The organism is Bradyrhizobium hipponense (assembly GCF_008123965.1).
GTDB classification, from domain to species: Bacteria; Pseudomonadota; Alphaproteobacteria; order Rhizobiales; family Xanthobacteraceae; genus Bradyrhizobium; species Bradyrhizobium hipponense.
Genome location: NZ_VSTH01000022.1, coordinates 1 through 22,576 on the forward strand (window position 1 = coordinate 1; position 22,576 = coordinate 22,576).

Here is a 22,576-nt window from a genome sequence, read left to right on the forward strand (position 1 = left end):
TGCTTTAATGGTTGCTACAGATCTCCCAAAAACCAAAACGCCCCTGGTTTTCCAGGGGCGTTTTTCGTTCGCGGCCGAAACGGCCGGATCAATCCTTTTTGAGGAAGCCCGAAAACTTCTTCTGGAAGCGCGAGACGCGGCCGCCGCGATCCATCAGCTGGGCGTTGCCGCCGGTCCACGCCGGGTGCGACTTCGGGTCGATGTCGAGGTTCAGCGTGTCGCCTTCCTTGCCCCAGGTGGAGCGGGTCAGGTACTCGGTTCCGTCCGTCATCACGACCTTAATCGTATGATAATTCGGATGAATTTCGGTTTTCATGGCAATTCGCCGGCGCCCGGCGCCTCTCGCTTGGGTGATGATCGATGACGGATTTGGGCGGCTCTATACCCCAGGGGGGACCTTAAAACAAGCCATTGCCGGAACAGGAGAACCGGGCCGTCCCCTAAGGGACATCCCGGATTTGCCACTCCCCCTGCACCGGCCTATGTGGAGACGACTTGTCCCCTTGGGTCCGATCTCATGAGCGCAGTGGAACGGCTTGACGACCAGTACCGCGACAAGGGCGAAAACGTGCCCGCGGTCGAGATTGGAGCCGAGCTGATCGAGGCGCCGGCGAAGAGCCGTGCCCGGCTGCGGCCGCTGCTGGCGCTCGCGCCTTATGTGGCGCGTTATCGCGGCCGCGCGGCGCTCGCCTTCGTCGCGCTGACGATCGCCGCGCTGACGACACTGCTGGTGCCGATCGCGGTCCGGCGCATGATCGATTTCGGCCTGACGCCAGAAGGCATCGAGCTGATCAACAGCTACTTCTCGGTGATGATCGCTGTCGTCGCCGTGCTCGCGCTGGCCAGTGCCGCGCGCTACTACCTCGTTATGACGATCGGCGAGCGTATCGTCGCCGACCTGCGGCGCGACGTCTTCGTCCATCTCTTGTCGCTGTCGCCGGCCTTCTTCGATTCCGCGCGCAGCGGCGAGCTGGTGTCGCGGCTCACCGCCGACACCACCCAGATCAAATCCGCCGTCGGCGCCTCCGTCTCGATCGCGCTGCGCAATCTGATGATGTTCTTCGGCGCCGCGGCGATGATGGTGATCACGAGCCCGCGTCTCTCCGGCTTCGTGCTGCTCGCCATTCCCCTGATCGTGCTGCCGCTGGTCGCGTTCGGGCGCTGGGTGCGGCGTCTGTCGCGCAATGCGCAGGATACGCTCGCCGAGGCTTCGGCCTATGCAGGCGAGCTGGTCGGTGCGATCCGCACCGTGCAGGCCTATACCAGCGAGGGGCTGGCCGCAAAGCGCTTCGGCGGCGAGGTCGAGCAGGCCTACGAGGCCGCGCGCACGTCGACCCAGGCGCGCGCGGTGCTCACCGCCATCATCATCTTCATCGTGTTCGCAAGCGTGGTCGCGATCCTCTGGATCGGCTCCCATGACGTGCTGACCGGCACCATCACGCCGGGCCGGCTCGGCCAGTTCGTGCTCTATGCGGCCTTCGCGGCGGCCGGTCTCGGCCAGCTCAGCGAAGTCTGGGGCGAGGTCTCGGCCGCCTCGGGTGCCGCCGAGCGCCTATTCGAGATCCTGCATGTCGAGCCGGAGATTGCCGCGCCCGCAACACCGCGTGCGCTGCCGGTGCCGGCGCGCGGCGAGGTCGGCTTCGATCAGGTCAGTTTCGCCTATCCGGCGCGGCCCGACGTCAATGTGCTCGACGCCGTCTCGTTCAGCGTGCGTCCCGGCGAGAAGGTCGCGATCGTCGGTCCGTCCGGCGCCGGCAAGAGCACGCTGTTTCATCTGCTGCTGCGCTTCTACGATTCGCGAGGCGGCGCCATTTCGCTCGACGGCGTGCCGGTCAGATCGGCCGATCCGCGCGACTTCCGTGCCCGCATCGCGCTGGTGCCGCAGGAATCGACCGTGTTCGCCGCGAGCGCCCGCGAGAACATCCGCTTCGGCCGGCCCGATGCGACCGACGCCGAGGTCGAGCGCGCCGCCGAGCTCGCACACGCCGCCGAGTTCATCCGTCGCATGCCGGAAGGTTTTGAGACCCCGCTCGGCGAGCGCGGCGTGACGCTGTCAGGCGGGCAGCGCCAGCGCATCGCGATCGCGCGCGCGATCCTGCGCGATGCGCCGCTGCTGCTGCTGGATGAAGCGACCTCCGCGCTCGACGCCGAAAGCGAGACGCTGGTGCAGACCGCGCTCGAAGAGCTGATGCGCCACCGCACCACGCTGGTGATCGCCCACCGCCTCGCCACCGTCTTGTCCTGCGACCGCATCCTGGTGATGGACCAGGGCCGGATCGTCGAACAGGGCACGCATGCGGAGCTGGTGGCGGTGAACGGGCTCTATGCTCGGCTCGCGAGGCTGCAGTTCGAGGGCGCGTGAGGCGGTCCAAATACAGTGTCGTCCCGGCGGAAGGCCGGGACCCATAACCACAGGCCGTGGTTTGGCGAAGACTCGTCGTTCGGTACTTCGATGGTCTGCAATCGATAGATTCCGCGGTATGGGTCCCGGCCCCCCGTGCGCAATTGCGCACCAGGCCGGGACGACACTGGGAGAGATCAGCGCACCTGCCTCACGGCTTCCATTCCATCTTCAGCACCGGCCGTCCCGAGGTTGGGTTCACGTCATCGCCGGCCTGCGCAAAGCCGTTGCGCTCGTAGAAGCGGATGGCGCGGGAATTGTCTTTGTTGACGAGGAGCGTGACGCCTGTCGGTGACAGGCGCTTGGCCTCATCCACCAGCAGCCGTGCTGCGTCCGAGCCCCAGTGGGCGGGATCGACCACGAGCTGGTCGAGATAGCCTTCGCCGTCGATGGTGACGAAGCCGGTCAGCGCGCCGTCCTCTTCGGCGACGACGATCGAGGCCTTCGGCACCAGATCCTTGCGCCAGCGCTCGCGCCACCAGTCCAGCCGCGCCGCGAAGTCGATCTGCGGATAGGCCTGCTGCCAGGTGCGATGCCAGAGGTCGATGGAGGCTGCTTCGTCCTCGGGGCGGTAGGGGCGGAGGTGGAGGGCGCTCACTACCGCTCCGTCAGCTTCAGCTCGATGCGGCGGTTGCGCTTGTAGGCTTCCTCCGTGTTGCCGGTGTCGAGCGGCTGGAATTCACCGAAGCCGGCCGCGACCAGGCGCTGGGCCGGCACGCCGAGCGAGATCAGATATTGCACCACCGAGATCGAGCGGGCCGCGGACAGGTCCCAGTTCGACTTGAAGTTTGCGCCGCTGACCGGGCGCACGTCGGTATGGCCGTCGACGCGGAGCACCCAGGCGATCTCGTTCGGGATCTTCTTGTCGAGCTCGATTAGCGCGGTCGCCAACGTGTCGAGCTCGGCGCGGCCCTCTGGCAACAGCACCGCCTGTCCGGTATCGAAGAACACCTCGGACTGGAACACGAAGCGGTCGCCGACGATGCGGATGTCGGGACGGTTGCCGAGGATGGCGCGCAGGCGGCCGAAGAATTCCGAGCGGTAGCGCGACAATTCCTGCACGCGCTGCGCCAGTGCGACATTCAGGCGCGAGCCGAGATCGGCAATGCGGTTTTGCGATTCCTTGTCGCGCTTCTCGGAAGCGTCGAGCGCTTCTTCCAGCGCCGCCAATTGCCGCCGCAGCGCGCTGATCTGCTGGTTCAGCACCTCGATCTGCGCCAGCGCCCGTGCCGAGACCGCCTTCTCCGAGTCGAGCGCCTTGCCGAGCTCGGTGGTCTTGCCCTGCGCGTCGTTGCCGGCGCTGGCAAGGCCCTCATAGAGGCCCTTGATGCGGTCGCGCTCGGTCTCGGCCGAGGCGAGGCCGGCTTTGAGCTGCGAGACCTGATCGTCAAGGCTGAGCTTGCCGAGCTTCTCCAGCGACAATAGCTCGTTGAGCTGCGCGATTTTGGCGTTGAGCTGCTCCAGCGCCTTGTCCTTGCCGGTGACCTCCTGCGACAGGAAGAACTGCACGACCAGGAATACCGACAGCAGGAACACGATCGACAGCACCAGCGTCGACAGCGCGTCGACGAATCCGGGCCAGTAGTTGAAGGAGGTATCGCCGCGGCGGCCTCGGGCTAGAGCCATTTACTTCTCCGCTTCTTTCGTGTGCGGCACGCTGTGTCGCTAACTCTTCTCCGGCTGGCGCGCGATGCGCTCCAGCAGGCGCCGGATCTCGCGGTTCTGCTCGCCCTGGCCGTCGGCCCATTCGCGGATCATCTGCTGCTCGGTGCGCATGTGCGAGACCAGCGCCTGGATCGCTTCGGCAAGGCTCGCCATCGCCGCCGTCGTGCCCCGGTTGGCGCTGCCTTCCTCGATCACGGTGCGCAGCCGCTCGACGGTCGCCTGAATCTCGCCGCTGGCGACGCCCCCGCCGGCGGCTCCGGCAACCTCGCCGCTGCCGTATTCGCGCACGGTGGTGGCGAGCCAGTCCTCGAGGTCGGTGTAGAAGCGATTCTGCGCCTGGCTCGATTGCAGGTCGAGGAAACCGAGGATCAGCGAGCCGGCGAGACCGAACAGCGAGCTGGAGAACGAGATGCCCATGCCGCCGAGCGGGGCGGCCAGCCCCTCCTTCAACGTGTCGAACAGCGCACCGGAATCGCCCCCGACCTTGAGCCCGTCGATCACCTTGCCGACCGAGCCGACCGTCTCGATCAGGCCCCAGAAGGTGCCGAGCAGGCCGAGAAAGACCAGGAGGCCGGTCATGTAGCGCGAGATGTCGCGGGCCTCGTCGAGGCGGGTCGCGATCGAATCGAGCAGGTGCCGCATGGTCGTCTGGGTGATGCTCATCCGCCCCGAACGTTCGCCGCCGAGGATCGCCGCCATCGGCGCCAGCAGCTTGGGGTGCCGGGCCGGCGCCAGGCCGGGATCGGCAATGCGGAAATTGTTGACCCAGGAGACCTCGGGATAGAGCCGGATGACCTGACGGAAGGCCAGCACGATGCCGATGAACAGCACCGCCCCGATCAGGGCGTTGAGGCCGGGATTGGCGAAGAAGGCCTGGATGATCTGCTTGTAGAGCACCACGCTCACCAGCGCGCACAGCACCAGGAAAACCAGCATCCGGACCAGGAAGACGCTGGGTGAGGATAGTTTTGTGTACTCGATATCGATGGAGGAGCGAGGCGAGGTGCCAGGCGGCATGTCCGGTATCATCCGTTACGAAGCTTGCTTGCAGTGCGCACTATGGCACAGCGCCGGCCCAAAAAAAGCGCCGGATGCGCCGATTTCGCGGCGGGGCAGGGAACCGAATGCCGAAACCGCGCCTTGATAGCTGCGTATTTTGCAAAACTTCGGCATTCCACTGGCTTGGGTCGGAATTTTTGCATGGCGATGCATCTCGGGGGACTGCCCGTCATTCCGCTTCGGCTCGCGGTCCTGGCAGCGCTCGCCCTGATGGTTCAACGGCGCAGCCGCGCGCGAGCGAGGCGTTCAACGCGCGGCACGGGCTGATCGGCGGGCTTGCGGGGCCGCCGGGTTACCGCGCCTCCCAATCCCGATCAGCACGTCTTTCCGTTTGTCCCCAAAGACGTCATGGCCAAGGGAGCGGTCGCATGAGAGCTTTCTCCGCAAGTAGCTTCATGGCACGGGCGGGGTCCCTCTGCACTCACGCGTGTCCCGGCTAACCTTGGTCACGGCGCTCCGCGGCCGGCGCCTGGGCGTTGAGGAGATTGGACAGGGCAGTCACGAGCTGCGCCGGCGCGAAAGGCTTGGTCAACAGAACGCTGTTCGGTACACCCTTGGAGGCCCAGTCCTCTGCGTGCGTCCCCGTCATATAGATAACGGGCATCGACGGGTCGATTTCCCGGGAGCGCTGGGCCACGTCCCATCCGTTGCGCCGCCCGACCAGATTAATGTCGGTGATGATCGCCCGATAATGAGTCTCGTTGGCTTGAAGAAGCTCAATCGCTTCTTCGCCCGAACCGGTGAGGGCCGACTGAAAACCGCCGTCCGAAAGAGCGTCTTCGATCATCGCCTGAATGAGCCGGTCATCCTCGACGACCAGAACCGCAACAGCATCATCCACGTCCCGTTCTCCCCTGCTGCATCGTTGCAGTCCTGCGGCGAGGTAAGTGACTGGAGACGCGAACAGTTCCGCGAAATGTTCAAAAGTGCTCTTAAGGCAGTGAAGCGCCGCGGACCGGCCCCACAGCTGGAATATCGTTCGTTGCGATCTTCCGTCGCAGCACGCGGTGATGGAACCCGACTCACAATCTGGTGAGTCCTGAAAATAGGCCTGATCTCAGACTGATAGGCTGTGTGACATTGAGCCGCCCACTTAATGCGTTGCGCCGCAGCAAGACCAATCTATGTTCGCGCCAGCCGCGCGAATTGCCCAGAATGGGCTCGCGCGGAGCGTGATCAGTTTCAACAACATCGGGGCACCCCATTTCATGTCTGGACTTCGTGCGCGATCGGCATGCGTTGCAATGATGCTCGCGGCCTTTGCGCCGCTGCTGGCGGGCTGCGATGAATCCAGCTCGGCCATCTCTGCCGCCCCGCCTGCCGACCCTGATGTCAGCATTGTCGTCGTCAAGCCGCAGTCGCGCGCCGTGGTGCGCGAACTGCCGGGGCGCATCGCGCCGACGCGCGTCTCCGAGGTGCGCCCGCGCGTTTCCGGCATCGTGGTCGAGCGCCTGTTCCGCCAGGGCAGCGAGGTGAAGGCGGGCGACGCGCTCTATCGTATCGACCCGCGCCCGTTCGAGGTCGAGGTGATGGCGAACGAGGCCGCGGTTGCCAAGGCCGAGGCCGCATTCATGCAGGCCAGGCAGCAGGCGCACCGCATCGCGACGCTCACGAAAGATCGTGCCGCCCCGGAAGCCGAGAACGAGAAGGCGATCGCGGCCGAGCGTCAGGCCTATGCCGAGGTCGAGGGCCGCAAGGCCGACCTTGCGCGTGCCAAGCTCAACCTCGACTACGCCACCGTACGCGCGCCGATCGACGGCGTCGTCGGCGCGGCGCTGGTCAGCGAGGGCGCGCTCGCGGTGCAGAACGAGACCAATCTCGCCACCATCCAGCAGCTCGATCCAATCTATGCCGATTTCACCCAGTCGGTGACCGAGCTCAACCAACTCCGCCGCGCCTTCGAGAGCGGCGACCTCGAGCGCATCGCCGCCGATGCCGCCAAGGTGCGCCTCGTGCTCGACGACAACACCCTCTATTCGCTCGACGGCAAGCTCCTGTTCTCCGATGCCAAGGTCGACGCCCATACCGGGCAGGTGACGCTGCGCGGCGAGTTTCCCAATCCCAAGCGTGAGCTCTTGCCGGGCATGTACGTCCGCGTGCGGATCGACCAGGGCCTCGATTCCGATGCCATCGCGGTGCCGCAACAGGCGGTTCAGCGCAATGGCGGCGGCGGCAGCGAGGTGTTCGTCGTCAAGGACGATAACCGCATTGCCGTGCTGCCGGTGCGTACCGGCTCGGTGCAGGACGGAATCTGGTTCGTCACCGAGGGCCTGAAGGCCGGCGACAAGGTCGTGGTCGAAGGCTTCCAGAAGTTCGCCGCCGGCGACAAGGTCAAGCCGCAATCCTGGTCCGAGGCGGACGCGACCGCGGACAACCGGCACGCCCAGAAGCTCACCCGGTAGCGCCCCATGGCGAGCTTTTTCATCGACAGGCCGATCTTCGCCTGGGTCGTCGCCCTATTCGTCTGCCTGGTCGGCGCGATCGCGATCCCGCTGTTGCCGATCGCGCAATACCCGATCATCGCGCCGCCCTCGATCTCGATCTCGACCAGCTATCCCGGCGCCTCGCCCGAAAACCTCTACAACAGCGTCACGCGCCTGATCGAGGAGGAGCTCAACGGCGCCTCCGGCATCCTTAACTTCGAATCAACCAGCGACTCGCTCGGCCAGGTCGAGATCATCGCCAATTTCGTGCCGGGCACCGACACGAGCGCAGCTTCCGTCGAAGTGCAGAACCGCATCAAACGCGTCGAAGCGCGCCTGCCGCGCGCCGTGATCCAGCAAGGCATCCTGATCGAGGAAGCTTCCAGCGCGGTGCTCCAGATTATCACGCTGAATTCGACCGACGGCAGTCTCGACGAGGTCGGCCTCGGCGATTTCATGATCCGCAACGTGCTCGGCGAGATCCGCCGCATCCCCGGCGTCGGCCGCGCCACGCTTTATTCGACCGAACGTTCGCTGCGGGTCTGGGTCGATCCGGCCAAGCTGGTCGGCTATGGAATGACTGCGGACGACGTCAACAAGGCGATCGCGGCGCAGAACGCGCAGGTCGCCTCGGGCAGCATCGGCGCCGAGCCGTCGACTGCAACCCAGCGCACCTCTTCGCTGGTCCTGGTCAAGGGCCAGCTCTCTTCCCCCGATGAATTCGGCGCCATCATCCTGCGCGCCAATGCCGATGGTTCGACCGTGCGCCTTCGCGATGTCGCGCGGATCGAGGTCGGCGGTCTCAGCTACCAGTTCAACACCCGCCTCGACGGCAAGCCGACCGCCGGCCTTTCCGTGCTGATGTCGCCGACCGGCAATGCGCTGGCGACCGCGAGTGCGGTACAGGACAAGATGAAGGAGCTGTCGCGCTTCTTCCCGGCCAACATCACCTACGAGATTCCCTACAACATCACGCCGGTGGTCGAAGCCTCGATCAAGAAGGTGCTGTCGACGCTGGTGGAAGCCATCGTGCTGGTGTTCGTGGTGATGTTCCTGTTCCTCCAGAACATCCGCTACACCATCATTCCGACCATCGTGGTGCCGGTTGCACTCCTGGGCGCCTGCACGACGCTGCTCCTCGCCGGCTATTCCATCAACATGCTCTCGATGTTTGGCATGGTGCTCGCGGTCGGCATCCTCGTCGACGACGCCATCGTCGTGGTCGAGAACGTCGAACGCATCATGGCGGAGGAAGGCCTGCCGCCGAAGGAGGCGACACGGAAAGCCATGTCGCAGATCACCGGCGCCATCATCGGCATCACGCTGGTGCTGATGGCGGTGTTCGTGCCGATGGCGTTCTTCCCGGGCTCGGTCGGCATCATCTACCGCCAGTTCTCCGTGACCATGGTCGCCGCGATCGGCTTCTCCGCCTTCCTCGCGCTGTCGCTGACGCCGGCGCTATGCGCCACGCTGCTCAAGCCGGTCACTGCCGGCCATGGCCATGCCAGGAAAGGCTTGTTCGGTTGGTTCAACCGCGTGCTGGAAGGCGGCAAGGAGGGCTATTCCCGCACTGTCGGCTTTTCGCTCAAGCGCACGGGCCGGCTGATGCTGGTCTATGTCGCGCTGCTGGCCGGCCTGTCCTGGGCCTTCGTCAACTTGCCCGGCGGCTTCCTGCCCGTCGACGACCAGGGCTTCGTCACCACCGACGTGCAGACGCCGTCGGATTCGTCCTACGCCCGCACCGAGGCCGTGATCGAGAAGGTCGAGAAATATCTGGCGCAGCGGGCCGGCGTCGACAACGTCACCTTCCTCACCGGCTTCAGCTTCTCCGGCCAGGGCATGAACACCGCGCAGGCCTTCATTACGCTGAAGGACTGGTCGGAGCGCGGCCCGAAGGATTCGGCCGCCGCGATCGTCAATGACATCAACCGGGATCTGTCGTTGTCAATCCACGACGCCAAGATCTCCGCGCTACAGCCGCCGCCGATCGACAATCTCGGCAATTCCTCGGGCTTCTCGTTCCGCCTCCAGGACCGCGGCCAGAAGGGTTATCCGGCCTTGATGCGCGCCGCTGACCAGTTGATCGCGGAAGCCAATGCGAGCTCCGTGCTTCAGAAGGTCTATATCGAGGGCCTGCCCGAGGCGGGCGTGGTCAATCTCGTGATCGACCGCGAGAAGGCCGGCGCCTTCGGCGTCACCTTCGAGGACATCAACAACACGATCTCGACCAATCTCGGCTCGAACTACATCAACGACTTCCCCAACCGCGGCCGCATGCAGCGCGTCGTGGTGCAGGCCGACGCCCGCGACCGCATGCGGACCGAGGACATCCTCAACTACAACGTCAAGAACAGCCGCGGTCAGCTGGTGCCGTTCTCGTCCTTCACCACGGTCGAATGGGCGCGCGGCCCAACGCAGATCGCCGGCTTCAACTATTATCCGGCGGTGCGCATCTCCGGCGAGGCCAAGCCCGGCTTCACTTCGGGCGACGCCATCGCCGAGATGGAGCGGCTCGCCGGCAAGCTGCCGCGTGGCTTCGGCTATGAATGGACCGGACAGTCGCTCCAGGAGAAACTGTCGGGCTCGCAGGCGCCGTTCCTGCTGGCGCTGTCGGTGTTCGTGGTGTTCCTGTGTCTGGCCGCGCTCTACGAGAGCTGGACCATTCCGCTCGCGGTGCTGCTCACGGTGCCGCTCGGCATCGTCGGTGCCGTCGTCGCGGCAATGCTGCGGGGCCTGCCCAACGACGTCTATTTCACCGTCGGCCTGATCACCATCATCGGCCTTGCGGCGAAAGACGCGATCCTGATCATCGAGTTTGCCAAGGATCTGCGGAAGGAAGGCAAGCCGCTGGTCGAAGCCACCATCGAAGCCTGCCGCCTGCGCTTCCGCCCCATCCTGATGACGGGCCTCGCGTTCATCTGCGGCGTTCTGCCGATGGCGATCGCCCACGGCGCCGGCGGCGCCAGCCAGCAATCGCTCGGCACCGTCGTGATGGGCGGCATGATCGCCGTGGTGATCCTGGCGCTGCTGATGGTGCCGGTGTTCTTCGTGTCGGTGCAGCGCGTGCTGGGCGGGGATCGGGAGAAGGTGGCGAAGGCGGAGGCGTATGGCCCGCCGGCGCCGGTGAAGCCGTAAGAGAGTCGTTCGATAACGGACGCACCGCTGTCTCACTCCCTCTCCCCGTTCTTACGGGGAGAGGGTGGGGTGACGGGCTGCTTCCGCAAGCTGGCTTTGTATTGCAATCAGCCGCCGCTTGCGCACGCCAGTGGAAACGGTCTCGTGTGCACGCACCGGAGTGCAGGTCGTGAATACGAGCGCAAACCGGCTGCACTGCCAGTCTGCGCCGAGCGCGGCGCTGGTGGGTGATGTCAGGTTGACCGACAGTAATGCCGCTATGCAGGCAAACATCACGTACGCCGCGATCAGCACCGCTCCCTTGTGGGTCCTTGGGTGGGAAATCATGGCCTTGGCTCCCGTACGATGGCCCCCTTGTGATCTAATTCGCATCCTGACCCACATTTTTCGCTGGTGGCCCGAAGGCGTGCGCGACTGCTGACACTGGATCAGCGCCGCAGACGGATTCGCGCACCGGAGCAAACAGCATCTTTATTCGATCACCTCGCCGGCACGAGGCGGGCAGCGTGGGCGGAATGTCAACGCTGAGCGCCTTGGCTGCCTTGAGATTGATGATCCGCTCAAACTTAGTTGGCAGATCAGCGGGCTTCGCGTGCGGCAGCTGTTTGGGTTTGATCTTGATCAAGTTCAGCAGCGTCGCCGCCAGGATCATCATCAGGACGCCACCAACGCTGAGCGTGATCTGCATCGCCATCCCCTCGGAGATATCGAGCAGTGCCAGCAGGCTGGCGAGCGCAAGTAGAACGCCGAGGCAATAGATCGGCAACGAGTTCTTGCCACAGATGATCGCGCCGCGCATCACCGCCGTCGTCAGCCCTCGCCGATTGGGAGGCACGAGCCATGCCGCCAAAACCGCAAGGGCCAAAAAATGCAGCAGTCGTAATGGATCGAGATTTGATTTATCCATCGGGTAAAGCAGCTTCAACAGCGTCTGCGGAACTATTGCGTCCGGCGGTTGGATCTTCCAGCTCAATGCGATGATGAGGCTGAACACCAGATAGAGAACGGCAGGCACAAGCGCCGTGCGTGACGTCACCCACAGCCGCACTTTCTCGCCCTCGATCATCCACCACGCGCCAAGTACAACAAGCAGCTGCCAGGCCAGCGGATTGAAAGCCCAGTGGCCGTTCGGCCACGCCGGCACGGTCCAGCCGAACACATGCACCAGGGCATAAAGGGCCAGTGAGGCGCCAAGCGTCACGTTCGGCAGTCGCAGCAGCAGCCACAGCAACGGCGCGAACAAGAGATGAAGAAGCACGAAGATCGGCAACACGTCGGTGTTGACCGGACAGTATTGCAGGATTGCCGCGTGAACGAGCGTCGCGCCCGGCTGGTCCAACAGAATGCGCGTATTGCTCGCGTCAGCGAGACGGTCCCCGCCTGCGAGGTACACCAAGATCGCGCAGGCGAGCGTGAGCAGCAGAAATGCGGCATAAATATCCCAGCTTCGCCGCAGCGTCCGGCTGATCACGCCTGTCCAGCCCTCGCAGCGCCATGCCTTGCTGTAGGCCAGTGCGCAGGTCACACCCGAGACGAACATGAACACTTCCGCGGCATCGCTGAAGCCGTAGTTGCGCAGCGTCAGCCAACTTCCGATGTTGTTGGGGACATGGTCGAGAAAGATGCACCAGAGCGCGATGCCGCGGCAGGCATCAATGCGCAGATCGCGGCCCTGGCCTTTCAGCTCCGGCAGCTCGCCGATCAATAGCTTTGGGGTCGCAATTCGATCGTGCATCTGGTTGCCCCATCCGGCGTGCGAGCACGCTTGGGACCGAATTTGATAAAAACATCGCCGCCGCACTGCCGGATTGTGACAGCGCCGCAGTCTAGAGCTGCTTCACGCCGAACCCGGTCACGAAAGCTATTGCGATAACGATTATATGGCGGCGCTTGGTAGAAGCTCCTAGCGCGTAAGGCGGTCCGGCGGTCCGTTGACGATCATCGTTCAACGGCACAGCGCGTCAATCAGCCGGATGTCCACACAGAGAGGTTCCTAGGTCCTATGATCAAGGTACCGTACAGGTTTCGGACATCCGTCAGCCACATCAGGGACATTTCACCATTGCGCATAGTCGAAGGAGACTCTGAGCCCCGCGGCTCTCGTGGTCCGCGTTCGCTTTTTCGGTGTACTGCTGTGAGGTGATTACAATTACAGCACGCAACGGCATTCGGCTCCTACCTTGAGGACCTGCCGGTGAACCGCTGGTTGGGCCAAGGATGGAGGATGGACGGTTTCGAGAGCCAGTCTTCCGCAAGCCTCTTCCTCGCCAAAGACCCGAAAGTGGGTGTATGATTTTCTTTTTAATTGGATCTCCGTGCAATTGGATGACGGAGAGTTTTTCATGAAAGTTCTTATTGTCGACGACCATGCATTGATTCGCGACGCGTTGCACGCTGTCCTGAAGCAACTGAAGCGAGAAGCCGTCATATTTGAAGCTTCGAACAGCCGTCAGGCAATGCAAATAGTCGAGGAACATCCCGACATAAGCCTCACTTTGCTGGATATCAATTTGCCTGATCGAGATGGCTTCTCTGTCCTCCGCGAACTGCGAGACCGCTATCCGACCGTTGCGATCATCATTCTTTCGTCCTCGGATGATCAAGACACAGTCAAGCGCGCTTTCAAACTTGGCGCTCTGGGTTTCATCCCGAAAACTACCGAACGTGAGGTCATGCTCAACGCCATTAAGTTAGTATTCTCCGGCGGCATTTACATTCCCTCGGAAATTCTGGAGGAAACAACATCTCCGCAGCTTACAAATAAGCCAGCGGTGCACGATTCTCTTAAGGGTCTCGGGTTGACCGATCGGCAGATTGAAGTGCTTGGGCTCCTGATGAAGGGAAAAAGCAACAAGTCCATTGCCAATACCTTGAATATGGCAGTGCCGACAGTGAAGAACCACATCACGGTCGTTCTCAAGGCGCTCAATGTAACTAGCCGCACCGAGGCAGTAATAAAAGTCGGAAAACTGGGCTGGGAGTTGCCGCCGAAATCTGAGTCATGAAGCCGCCCCGGTGTCTCTCCTGTTGTCATGATCCCTAAATAACTCGTGCATGACAGCGCGGAGCCGCATTGGGTCGACCGGCTTGTGCAGCAGACTGTATCCTCTATCGTTAGCGTCACGTAATGGTTCAGGTGCCGTATCGCCGCTGATAAGAATGGCTGGAATTGATGAGCCCAACGCCGCATTAATTTGTTCGATTGCCCGGATCCCGGTGGTTCCGCTCGCAAGATGATAATCCGAGATTATAAGATCGGGGCGTTGTTGGTGCTCAGCAAGTCGGACAAGTGCAGCTTCGTCGGATCCGGCGGTAAGGACGGAGTATCCCCAGTTGCTTAGCAATCCGGCTGTTCCTTGCTGCACCATTGGCGCATCGGCAATAACAAGAACTACCCTGCCTTCGACCGCAAAGGCCGTAGGGCGAGGTGAGTCGACGGGCTCGGCGGACGTGGCGCATTCATCGGCCTTCGGAACCAGGATTGCGAATCGCGAACCTCGGCCCACAGTCGAAGCCAAGTCAATTTGATGGTTGAGAAGTAGGCGAAGCCTGTCGACAATGGCCAGGCCGAGCCCCAGGCCGCCATACCGGTTCGGTTCTGGAGCCGGAACTCGAAAAAACTCGCCGAAGATATTCTGCTTCTGATCCTCAGGAATGCCAGGACCGCTATCCCATACTTCGATACGCAACATTTCACCGCGCCGACGACATCCGACGATGACCCCGCCCCGCAATGTATAGCGCACAGCATTGGATACCAGATTGAGCAGTATGCGTTCGAGCAGCATGGCGTCGCTCCGCACCCAGGCGTCGCTTCGCCTAACGCGTAGGCGCAAGCCTTTTTCTCGCGTCGCTCGATCAAACCTCGTCTCAATTGTTTGCAACAGACGTGCGATCGGGAATTCGGTAATTTTGGGGGTAAGGATCCCGGCATCGAGCCTGGAAATATCCAGGAGCGAGTTGAACATTTCATCCATTTCTTTGCGCGTTGCATCGATCTGCTCGATCGTCTTTGTCCTTTCACCCGATTTGAGCGGCGTGCGCAGCTGTGCAACGAACAGGCCTAGTGCATGTAGTGGCTGCCGCAAATCATGGCTCGCCATGGCAAAAAAGCGCGATTTTGCTGCATTGGCGAGCTCCAGCTGTTGCGTACGCTCTGCGACCTTCCGTTCGAGATCGATCTGCGCGCGGCGCAGACGTTCCTCCGCTTTCTTGCGCACCTCAACGTCGGCGCTCAGTAACAAGCTTGGAACGGTAATACTGATCAGGAACATCAGCACCAGTAGGAATGAAACGTTGAGATTCGCGGTCGTGAAGGGGCCGCCGCCCGTGAGCGTCCCCCAGATCGTCATGCCCGCAAGCACCAGTGCAACCGTTGCGGTGTCACGCGGACCGCGGCGCAGCGCCGCCCACAACATTGGCAGGATCGCAAGAAAACCCAGTGGATTTCGGCTCGGCGATTGCTCGATCAGGGGGCTGAAAGCAATGAGTCCAACAGCTGCCGCTGTTGCGAGGACGCCGACCGTCTCCAAAAATTCATTGCGGTCGAAGGCATAATCGTTGCTTGATGCCCAAAGCACGATAACCGGGGCAATGACCAGCGCGCCAGCCGCATCTCCCAGCCACCATGTGACCCAGGCGTCCGCGAAATTCGTCGGTTCGATGTACCCGGCGGTTGCCAGGCTGGTCAGCCCAATGCTGGCGCTGATCGGTGTCGCGATCACGAAGCAAATCAGAGCAAACTTCGCGACAGAATTTGGCGTCGAAAACGTATTGCATCCGCTCGACCATAGATTGATCAGGTACGCGCCAACAACCGCTTCAAGAGAGTTGCCGGTCGCAATCGCAATTGCGGTGGCAACGGAGCCGGCGGTCGTCGCATTGGCGATCACCGCCGCCGTGAAAATTGCGGGCCAAGTCCGATATCCCCACAACAGCACCGCCGCCAGCGCGACACCCGTCGGTGGCCAAATTGGCGTTGCACTGGGATGAATAGAGGCGAGAGCAAGGCCGCCTTTTGCCAGGGCGAAATAGATCACGCCAATTGCGACCAGACCACCGGCTTGGCCAATGCCTCGGCGGAACTTTATCTCCGGCGTTAATGATCGTGGATCGGACATCGTCGACGCCTAGACTAGGCAGTTGGATCGTCCACCATGACTGACCTTTTGGTCTCCTTGATAAAGATCAGAGATCGCTGGGCAATAGGGGCGCGCGGCATTTGTGGGCCGTTGCTTGTTACGCAGTAGCGGCCATTCTTTGCGCCAGTTCAGCATCGAGCTCCAGCAACAGCACGATGCCATCCTGATCGCTGCCGGATGAATGCAGCACGATCCGCGTGCACCCGCACCATAGGTGAAGCCCTGCTTGCCCACATAGGTTTGGCCCGGCCTGACGCACCGCTGCGCCATCGTATTCTGACGCTGATATGCCGAAATCTCCCCGCTGAATAAGACATTCTTCGAGAGCCCCTTGTCTTGTGGCCGCTTCAATTCGGTGGCCCGTGATCGATCTCGTGCTGCTTGTCAATGCAACTCCGATCGGCAGCGTCGGCGGCATCGCAGTCCGCTTGTAGGATTTCAGGACTTTGACCCGCGATCAGAAGCTGCTTCCGCATTTCAGCGAGGCGGGCGCGGCAGTATTCTCGATAGAGCAGGTCGAATATGGCGGGCATCGTTGCCCCCCGTCGTTGGACCATCACTACTGTAAGATATTTCCACCACGAATTTTCGGATGAGCTTAGCCCTGTCGGTGGCTGTCGGATGTGAGCCCATTCACAAGGCTGCGCCAATTCGAAACGCTCAAAGGGCGATAGGCTCACTTGCTTGCCGCTGTAAGAAAGGAGCAGGGCTCGTTACCTACAGTGTAATATAGCAGCCGTCTGTTGCGGCAATACTTCGTCAAACAACTCAAGGCTGCTGCCGCCAAGCCAAAAATCCAACCACAGCGCGAAATCACACACTACTGGCTGCAAGCACAATTGGGTTGCAACGCCGACTGAGACGCTAAAGGCATCGAGATCAATTGCGCCATCAAAGCTCGCAGCCATGCCGATGTGCGAATGCCGGCCTTGGCGACAGTGCGACTAGCCGCTCCTAGCTAGGTCCCTCCTTTCAAATGGAACTCGCCGTCGCGATCAGAAATCGGGAACGAAAGCCGTCCGCGAGCTTTAGAAATGTGAGACCGCCGCTCGCCGGTACCAACACGGCGCATGTCGCGGATAGCCAAAGGTCGCCGACCCGCTTTTCTCTGCAAGCGCTCGCGCAAGATAGCCAAAAGCGGCGGTCTCCGGTTCCATTCAAAATCGCCAGCCGCGCCCCGATCGGTTGCGGGGGAGTAGTGACGGCCTGCCGGTGGCGTTGTTGTTACCGAAGGCTCCGCCATGCGCAACCGCATCGAGATCGACTACGTACACAGCCGGGCCATCGTTCGAGAGATCGGCGAGAGGTTACGAGCGTCGCTGAAACCAGAGCCGGAACTACCGCCGAACCTTAGAACGCAAATCGATCGGCTCCGAGAATTGGAGGAGCAGTCTCCCTCAATCGTTCCCGGTGCCGAGCGTTGGGACAAAACTCGGCGTTGAGGCGTGGTCGATACTAGACGTTAAGGCGCGATCGATCGCTTGCTAGTTCCGACTAAAGCGACTCTCCATGGCCCGCAGGCGCCTATTGTTTTGCCGCACAAGCGCTGCGCACGCTCTTGGATGCCTCCATGACGACGAGACTGCTTGTGCAAAAGCAGCAGGCGCTGCGGCTTTTATCCGGGATCGAACCCAGGGGAGCGCACCCGCGCGGGTGTCCCCAGGAAGAATGCACGATCGTCGCGCGCATCGGATGGATCGTCGATTTGGCCCGCGCCGTGCCTTGCCCCTCACCCGGATTGCTTTTGCAATCCGACCTCTCCCCGCGGAAGGGCGGGGAGAGGTTAAGCCGCCTTCCGCAAAATCTTCACCAACTCGCCGTGCACGAACTCATTCCCGCACACGACATGCCCGGTGACCAGCGCATCGCCCGGCGTGTCGATGTCGCTGATCGTGCCGCCCGCTTCCCGCAGCATGATCTGGCCCGCGGCGATGTCCCAGGGTTGCAGATTGCGCTCCCAGTAGCCGTCGAGGCGGCCTGCGGCGACGAAGGCTAAATCGAGCGAGGCGGCGCCGAAGCGGCGCAGCCCTGCGACGCGGTCCTGGATCGCAGTCATCTCGCGGCGGAATTCCTCGTGATCGCCGCGGCCGATATGGGGCAGGCCGCAGGCCACCACGCATTCGTTGAGCTGGCGGCGGCCGGCGACGCGCAGGCGCTGGTCGTTGAGAAAGGCGCCCTTGCCGCGCTCGGCGATGTAGAGCTCGTCATTGGCCGGATTGTAGATCACGCCGGCGATAATCGTGCCTTCGCGCGAAAGGCCGATCGAGATCGCAAATTGCGGGATGCCGTGCAGGAAGTTGGTGGTGCCGTCGAGCGGATCGACGATCCAGGTGTGGCTCTTGTCGGGGCCTTCCCGGGTGCCGCCTTCCTCGCCGATGAAGCCGTAGCCGGGCCGCGCCTTGGCGAGGTCCTGGTAGAGGATCTCCTCGGCGCGCTTGTCGGCGAGCGAGACGAAATTGGCCGGGCCCTTCAGCGAGACCTGGAGATGCTCGATCTCGCCGAGATCGCGCTTGAGGCTGCGGCCAGCGCGGCGCGCGGCCTTGACCATGACGTTGATAGTGGCGGAATATAGCATGAGCTCTGGTCTGGATCGGGGGAAATGGCGCGCAATCGCGCCCGTTTGAGAGATGGGGTGCCCTGCGAGGGGCTTGACGTCAAGTCATTGCGTCAAGTCATTTGGTCCCGAGCCATTTCCGGGCGGCGGCCTCGGCCTTGGCCCGGTCGTCGGGCGACAAATCGGACAATTGCTTGTCGAGATCCGGATCGCCCTTGCCGGCGGTTTTGGCCACCAGGTGCCATTTGAAGCCCTCGACCTTGTCTATCGGGGTGCCCACGCCGTTGATCAGGACCCAGGCCAGCCGGTTCTGTGCGATAGCACTGCCTTGGCGGGACGCCTTGCGGAGCAATGCGACCGCCGCCGGCTGGTTCTTCGGCGTGCCGGTGCCGTTGAACAGCGCGATGGCGTATTCGACCTCGGCATCGACATTGTCGGTCAGCGTTGCCGCCTGGAGCAGCCGCACCGCCCTTTCGGGGTCCTTCGGCACGCCGGTGCCTTCCTTGTAGAACGTCGCCAGCGCGTATTGCGCCTCGGGCAGGCCGGCGTCGGCGCCCTGCCGCAGCAGCTCGGCGGAGCGCTTGACGTCCTGTGGCAGGGTCTGTCCATCGAGATAGAGCAGCGCGAGATTATAGGCCGCCTTGGGCTCGCCGAGCTTGGCGGCGGACGCCATCAGCTTGACCGCCTCGCCCTTGTCGACAGGGCCGCCGCGGCCGGACATACGCAGCATGGCGAGCGCGAACATCGCTTCGCGGTCGCCGGCGTCGGACGCGCGCTTGTACCACTGCGACGCCTTGGCGTAGTCGCGCCTGATGCCCATCGCGTTGGAGTAGAGCTCGCCAAGCATGGTCATCGCCTTGGCATCGCCGGCTTGCGCGCGGGCGGTGGCGAGCTCGAGCGCCGTCTTGTACTGGCCGCGCTGATAGGCGCCGTACACCAGGTCGACATTGGAATTGTCGGTGGGAGGCGCGGGGATCACGGTCGCAGCGGGCGCCGGGCTCGGCGAGGCCGATGGCTTTGGCGCGGCGTCCTTCTTCTTGGTGATGGTGTGCGGCTTGGTCGCGGGTTTTTCTTTGGCTTTTTCCTTGGCGGGCGCCGCGCTCGGCGTTGCCACCGGCGGGGTGATCTGAAGCTGCGCGGCAGCGGGCGCCGTCAGCAACAGCGTGGCCAGGATGGTGATGCGCGGGAGCTTCATGTCGGGCGCTAGCCATGCCCCACAGCGAGAGCCGCGTAAGCCTTCTTGATCGCGGCGTCGGCCTCGATCAGCGCGGCCTTGGCCCCGCGCGGATCAGCCCAGATGAAGTCGCCGACCAGCACGAAATCGGCGCCGCTGGCCGCGAAGTCATAGGCCTCCTCGAACGAGGTGGCAAAGCCGACGCAGGGCGGCTCGAACAGCTCGGCCCACCAATCCAGTCGCTCGGCAATCGCTTGCGCCGATGGCCGCTGTCCGGTCGCATCGGGCTCGCCGAACAACACATAGTCTGCGCCCATCTCGCCCGCCGCCATGGAGTCGTGGCGGGTCTCAAGACCGCCGACGCCGGCAATGCGATCGGGCTTGAGCGAGGGCATCGCCTCTTCCAGCGCGGCGATGCCGGAGAGGTGGGCGCCGTCGGCGCCGCCACGCGCGACGAGCTCGGCGTGGCCGTCGACGAGCAGCGCAGCTCCCGCGTTCTGCACGATCGGCGCCAGCGCCTTGATGCGCGAAATCATGCTGCGCTGGTCGGCGTCTTTCAACCGCACCAGTACGGCGGCGACGTCGGCCGATGCGAGCAGGCCTGGCAACTCGGCAAGAAGCGAAGCGGGATCGTCGACGATCGGCGTCGCGAGATAGAGGCGCGGCGCCGGACGCGGTGGAGGCGATTTGTTCGACAAGATCTAGGCCGCCTTCTGTTCCAGGCTGCTTTGCCATTCGCCCTTGGAGGCGAGCCCATTCATTCGCGCGCGATGACTGAAGGCGCGCTGCCCGGCCGCGACGTTCTCGGCCTTGCCCGACCATGCCTTCTGCGGCGCGGCTTGCAGCGCCCGGCCGTAGGAGAAGGTCAGGCCCCAGGGCAGCGGGCCGAGCTTGTGCATGGCGTTCAGATGCGCGGTCGCCTCCGCGTCGGACTGGCCACCGGAGAGGAAGGCGATGCCAGGCACCGCCGCCGGCACGCAGGCCTTGAGTAGCCGTATCGTCTTCTCCGCGACCTCCTCGACGGAGGCCTGCTTTGCGCATTTCTTGCCGGACACAGCCATGTTGGGCTTGAGCACCATGCCCTCGAGCGCGACGCGCTGCGCGCGCAATTCCTGAAATGTCTCGTTGAGCACGCGGTTCGTCACCTCAAAGCAGCGGTCGATGTCGTGATCGCCGTCCATCAGCACCTCCGGTTCGACGATCGGCACGATCTGCGCGGCCTGGCAAAGCGCGGCGTAGCGGGCCAGCGCATGGGCGTTGACGCTGATCGCGGTCATGGAGGGAATCCCGCTGCCGATATCGATCACCGCCCGCCATTTGGCGAAGCGCGCGCCGCGGTCGTAATATTTCTTCAGCCGCTCGGCGAGCTTGTCGAGCCCGACGGTGACGAGCTCGCCCGGGCACATCGGCAGAGGTTGCGTGCCCTCGTCGACCTTGATGCCGGGAATGGCGCCGCTCTGCTCGATCAGCTTGACCAGCGGCGTGCCGTCCTTTGCGTCCTGCCAGATCGTCTCGTCATAGAGAATGACGCCGGAGATGTACTGGCTCATGGCCTCCTTCGACCGGAACAGCATCTCGCGATAGTCACGGCGATTGCCTTCCGTCGATTCGACGCCGATCGCGTCGAACCGCTTCTTGATGGTGCCGGAGGATTCGTCGGCGGCAAGGATGCCCTTGCCGGGGGCGACCATGGCGGTCGCGATCCTGTTGAGCTCAGTCAGATTCATCGAGATGTCCTCCCAAAACGATTCTGCCCTTGCCCGTGAAAATAGACCGTTCTCGGGCAATTGCCGAGTTAACGTTCGTCGCAGGGGCGCCCGCTGTCATTCCGGGATGCGCCGAAAGGCGCAGGCCCGGAATCCATAACCCCAGGCCGTGGTTATGGATTCCGGGCTCACGCTCCGCGTGCCCCGGAATGACGGGAGGATGTGCTTGAGAACCTTACGCCACCTTCGGGTCGAGCTCGCCCTTGGCGTAGCGCTTGGCCATCTCAGTGGTGGTCAGGACCTTCTTGATCTTGGCGGCCTGGCCGGCGGTGTTGAACTCCTGGAGGCGCTGCTTGCACAGCTTGGTCATCGCCTCCATCGCCGGCTTCAGGTACTTGCGCGGATCGAACTCTTCCGGATTGTCCTTCAGGACCTTGCGGATCTGGCCGGTCATCGCCATGCGATTGTCGGTGTCGATATTGATCTTGCGCACGCCGTTCTTGATGCCGCGCTGGATCTCGGCGACCGGCACGCCCCAGGTCGGCTTCATCTTGCCGCCGTTGGCGTTGATGATCTCCTGGAGGTCCTGCGGCACCGAGGACGAGCCGTGCATCACCAGATGCATGTTCGGCAGCTTGCGGTGGATCTCCTCGATCACGTTCATGGCGAGGATGTCGCCGTCCGGCTTGCGGGTAAATTTGTAAGCACCGTGAGAAGTCCCCATTGCGATCGCCAGCGCATCAACCTTGGTCTCCTGGACGAACTTCACGGCTTCGTCCGGATTGGTGAGGAGCTGGTCGTGGCTGAGCTTGCCTTCGGCGCCATGGCCGTCTTCCTTGTCGCCCATGCCGGTCTCGAGCGAACCGAGCACGCCGAGCTCGCCCTCGACCGAAATGCCGCCGAGATGGGCCATGTCGGTCACGGTCTTGGTGACGCCGACATTGTAGCCCCAGTCGCCTGGGGTCTTGCCGTCAGCCTTGAGCGAGCCGTCCATCATCACCGAGGTGAAGCCAGCCTGGATCGCCGTCATGCAGGTCGCGGGCTCGTTGCCGTGGTCGAGATGCACGCAGACCGGGATGTGCGGATAGATCTCGGTCACCGCGTCCATCATGTGCTTGAGCATGACGTCATTGGCATAGGAGCGCGCACCGCGCGAGGCCTGGATGATGACGGGCGCGTCGACCTGGTTGGCGGCGTCCATGATCGCCAGCGCCTGCTCCATGTTGTTGATATTGAAGGCCGGTACGCCGTAATCGTTCTCCGCCGCATGGTCGAGCAATTGACGCAACGTGATCCGAGCCATCTGTCTTTTTCTCCC

At 63.0% G+C, this 22,576-nt stretch carries 17 protein-coding genes; 4 read left to right on the forward strand and 13 right to left on the reverse strand.

All coding sequences use genetic code 11. From position 1 onward, the window contains the following. Positions 1–88: 88 nt before the first annotated feature. On the reverse strand, positions 89–316 hold the full coding sequence (rpmE, locus tag FXV83_RS08325; protein ID WP_148738709.1) for a 50S ribosomal protein L31: 228 nt from the start codon (positions 314–316) through the stop codon (positions 89–91). 201 nt (positions 317–517) lie between these two features. Between rpmE and FXV83_RS08330 the strand changes: the two genes are divergently transcribed. Continuing rightward, complete coding sequence (locus tag FXV83_RS08330; protein ID WP_148738710.1) at positions 518–2,362, forward strand: ABC transporter ATP-binding protein/permease; 1,845 nt, start codon at positions 518–520, stop codon at positions 2,360–2,362. Positions 2,363–2,552: 190 nt separating this feature from the next. Here the strand turns inward: FXV83_RS08330 and FXV83_RS08335 are convergent, their stop codons facing one another. The 4 genes from FXV83_RS08335 to FXV83_RS08355 form a co-directional block, all read right to left on the reverse strand. Next, on the reverse strand, positions 2,553–2,999 hold the full coding sequence (locus FXV83_RS08335) for a GNAT family N-acetyltransferase (protein ID WP_148738711.1): 447 nt from the start codon (positions 2,997–2,999) through the stop codon (positions 2,553–2,555). Next, entirely contained in the window at positions 2,999–4,027 is a 1,029-nt protein-coding gene (locus FXV83_RS08340) for a peptidoglycan -binding protein (protein ID WP_148738712.1), read from the reverse strand. The genes FXV83_RS08335 and FXV83_RS08340 overlap by 1 nt, the downstream gene beginning before the upstream one ends. A gap of 39 nt (positions 4,028–4,066) precedes the next feature. After that, the gene (locus FXV83_RS08345; protein WP_187435751.1) at positions 4,067–5,083 is read right to left on the reverse strand and encodes a flagellar motor protein MotA; all 1,017 of its coding nucleotides are present in this window, start codon (positions 5,081–5,083) and stop codon (positions 4,067–4,069) included. A gap of 478 nt (positions 5,084–5,561) precedes the next feature. Continuing rightward, positions 5,562–5,966 carry a response regulator gene (locus tag FXV83_RS08355; RefSeq protein ID WP_148738714.1) on the reverse strand — a complete coding sequence of 135 codons (405 nt, stop codon included), beginning with the start codon at positions 5,964–5,966 and terminating at the stop codon, positions 5,562–5,564. A 367-nt stretch (positions 5,967–6,333) separates the two neighbouring features. Between FXV83_RS08355 and FXV83_RS08360 the strand changes: the two genes are divergently transcribed. Together FXV83_RS08360 and FXV83_RS08365 are read left to right on the forward strand one after the other, a co-directional pair. Continuing rightward, positions 6,334–7,527 (forward strand): efflux RND transporter periplasmic adaptor subunit, encoded by a 1,194-nt coding sequence (locus tag FXV83_RS08360; RefSeq protein ID WP_148738715.1) that lies wholly within the window; start codon positions 6,334–6,336, stop codon positions 7,525–7,527. Between the two features lie 6 nt (positions 7,528–7,533). After that, the gene (locus tag FXV83_RS08365) at positions 7,534–10,683 is read left to right on the forward strand and encodes an efflux RND transporter permease subunit (protein WP_148738716.1); all 3,150 of its coding nucleotides are present in this window, start codon (positions 7,534–7,536) and stop codon (positions 10,681–10,683) included. A 51-nt stretch (positions 10,684–10,734) separates the two neighbouring features. On the opposite strand, the gene FXV83_RS08370 is transcribed toward FXV83_RS08365, so the two are convergent. Then, positions 10,735–11,010 (reverse strand): hypothetical protein, encoded by a 276-nt coding sequence (locus FXV83_RS08370; protein ID WP_148738717.1) that lies wholly within the window; start codon positions 11,008–11,010, stop codon positions 10,735–10,737. 34 nt (positions 11,011–11,044) lie between these two features. Continuing rightward, the gene (locus FXV83_RS08375) at positions 11,045–12,418 is read right to left on the reverse strand and encodes an OpgC domain-containing protein (protein ID WP_148738718.1); all 1,374 of its coding nucleotides are present in this window, start codon (positions 12,416–12,418) and stop codon (positions 11,045–11,047) included. Between the two features lie 607 nt (positions 12,419–13,025). Here FXV83_RS08375 and FXV83_RS08380 point away from each other — a divergent pair. Further along, a complete protein-coding gene (locus tag FXV83_RS08380; protein ID WP_148738719.1) occupies positions 13,026–13,688 on the forward strand; it encodes a response regulator transcription factor in 663 nt (220 codons plus the stop codon). On the opposite strand, the gene FXV83_RS08385 is transcribed toward FXV83_RS08380, so the two are convergent. From FXV83_RS08385 to fba, 6 genes are all read right to left on the reverse strand, one after another. Further along, the gene (locus FXV83_RS08385) at positions 13,683–15,803 is read right to left on the reverse strand and encodes an MASE1 domain-containing protein (protein ID WP_187435752.1); all 2,121 of its coding nucleotides are present in this window, start codon (positions 15,801–15,803) and stop codon (positions 13,683–13,685) included. The genes FXV83_RS08380 and FXV83_RS08385 overlap by 6 nt on opposite strands. 1,804 nt (positions 15,804–17,607) lie before the next feature. Beyond that, on the reverse strand, positions 17,608–18,399 hold the full coding sequence (locus FXV83_RS08400; protein WP_148738721.1) for an inositol monophosphatase family protein: 792 nt from the start codon (positions 18,397–18,399) through the stop codon (positions 17,608–17,610). Between the two features lie 97 nt (positions 18,400–18,496). After that, positions 18,497–19,573 (reverse strand): tetratricopeptide repeat protein, encoded by a 1,077-nt coding sequence (locus FXV83_RS08405; RefSeq protein WP_148738722.1) that lies wholly within the window; start codon positions 19,571–19,573, stop codon positions 18,497–18,499. Positions 19,574–19,581: 8 nt separating this feature from the next. Next, positions 19,582–20,250, reverse strand: coding sequence for a thiamine phosphate synthase (locus FXV83_RS08410; protein ID WP_148738723.1), 669 nt, complete (start codon positions 20,248–20,250; stop codon positions 19,582–19,584). 3 nt (positions 20,251–20,253) lie between these two features. After that, positions 20,254–21,279 (reverse strand): class I fructose-bisphosphate aldolase, encoded by a 1,026-nt coding sequence (locus FXV83_RS08415; RefSeq protein ID WP_148738724.1) that lies wholly within the window; start codon positions 21,277–21,279, stop codon positions 20,254–20,256. A gap of 214 nt (positions 21,280–21,493) precedes the next feature. Further along, positions 21,494–22,561, reverse strand: coding sequence for a class II fructose-bisphosphate aldolase (gene fba / locus FXV83_RS08420; RefSeq protein ID WP_148738725.1), 1,068 nt, complete (start codon positions 22,559–22,561; stop codon positions 21,494–21,496). Positions 22,562–22,576: the final 15 nt, after the last annotated feature.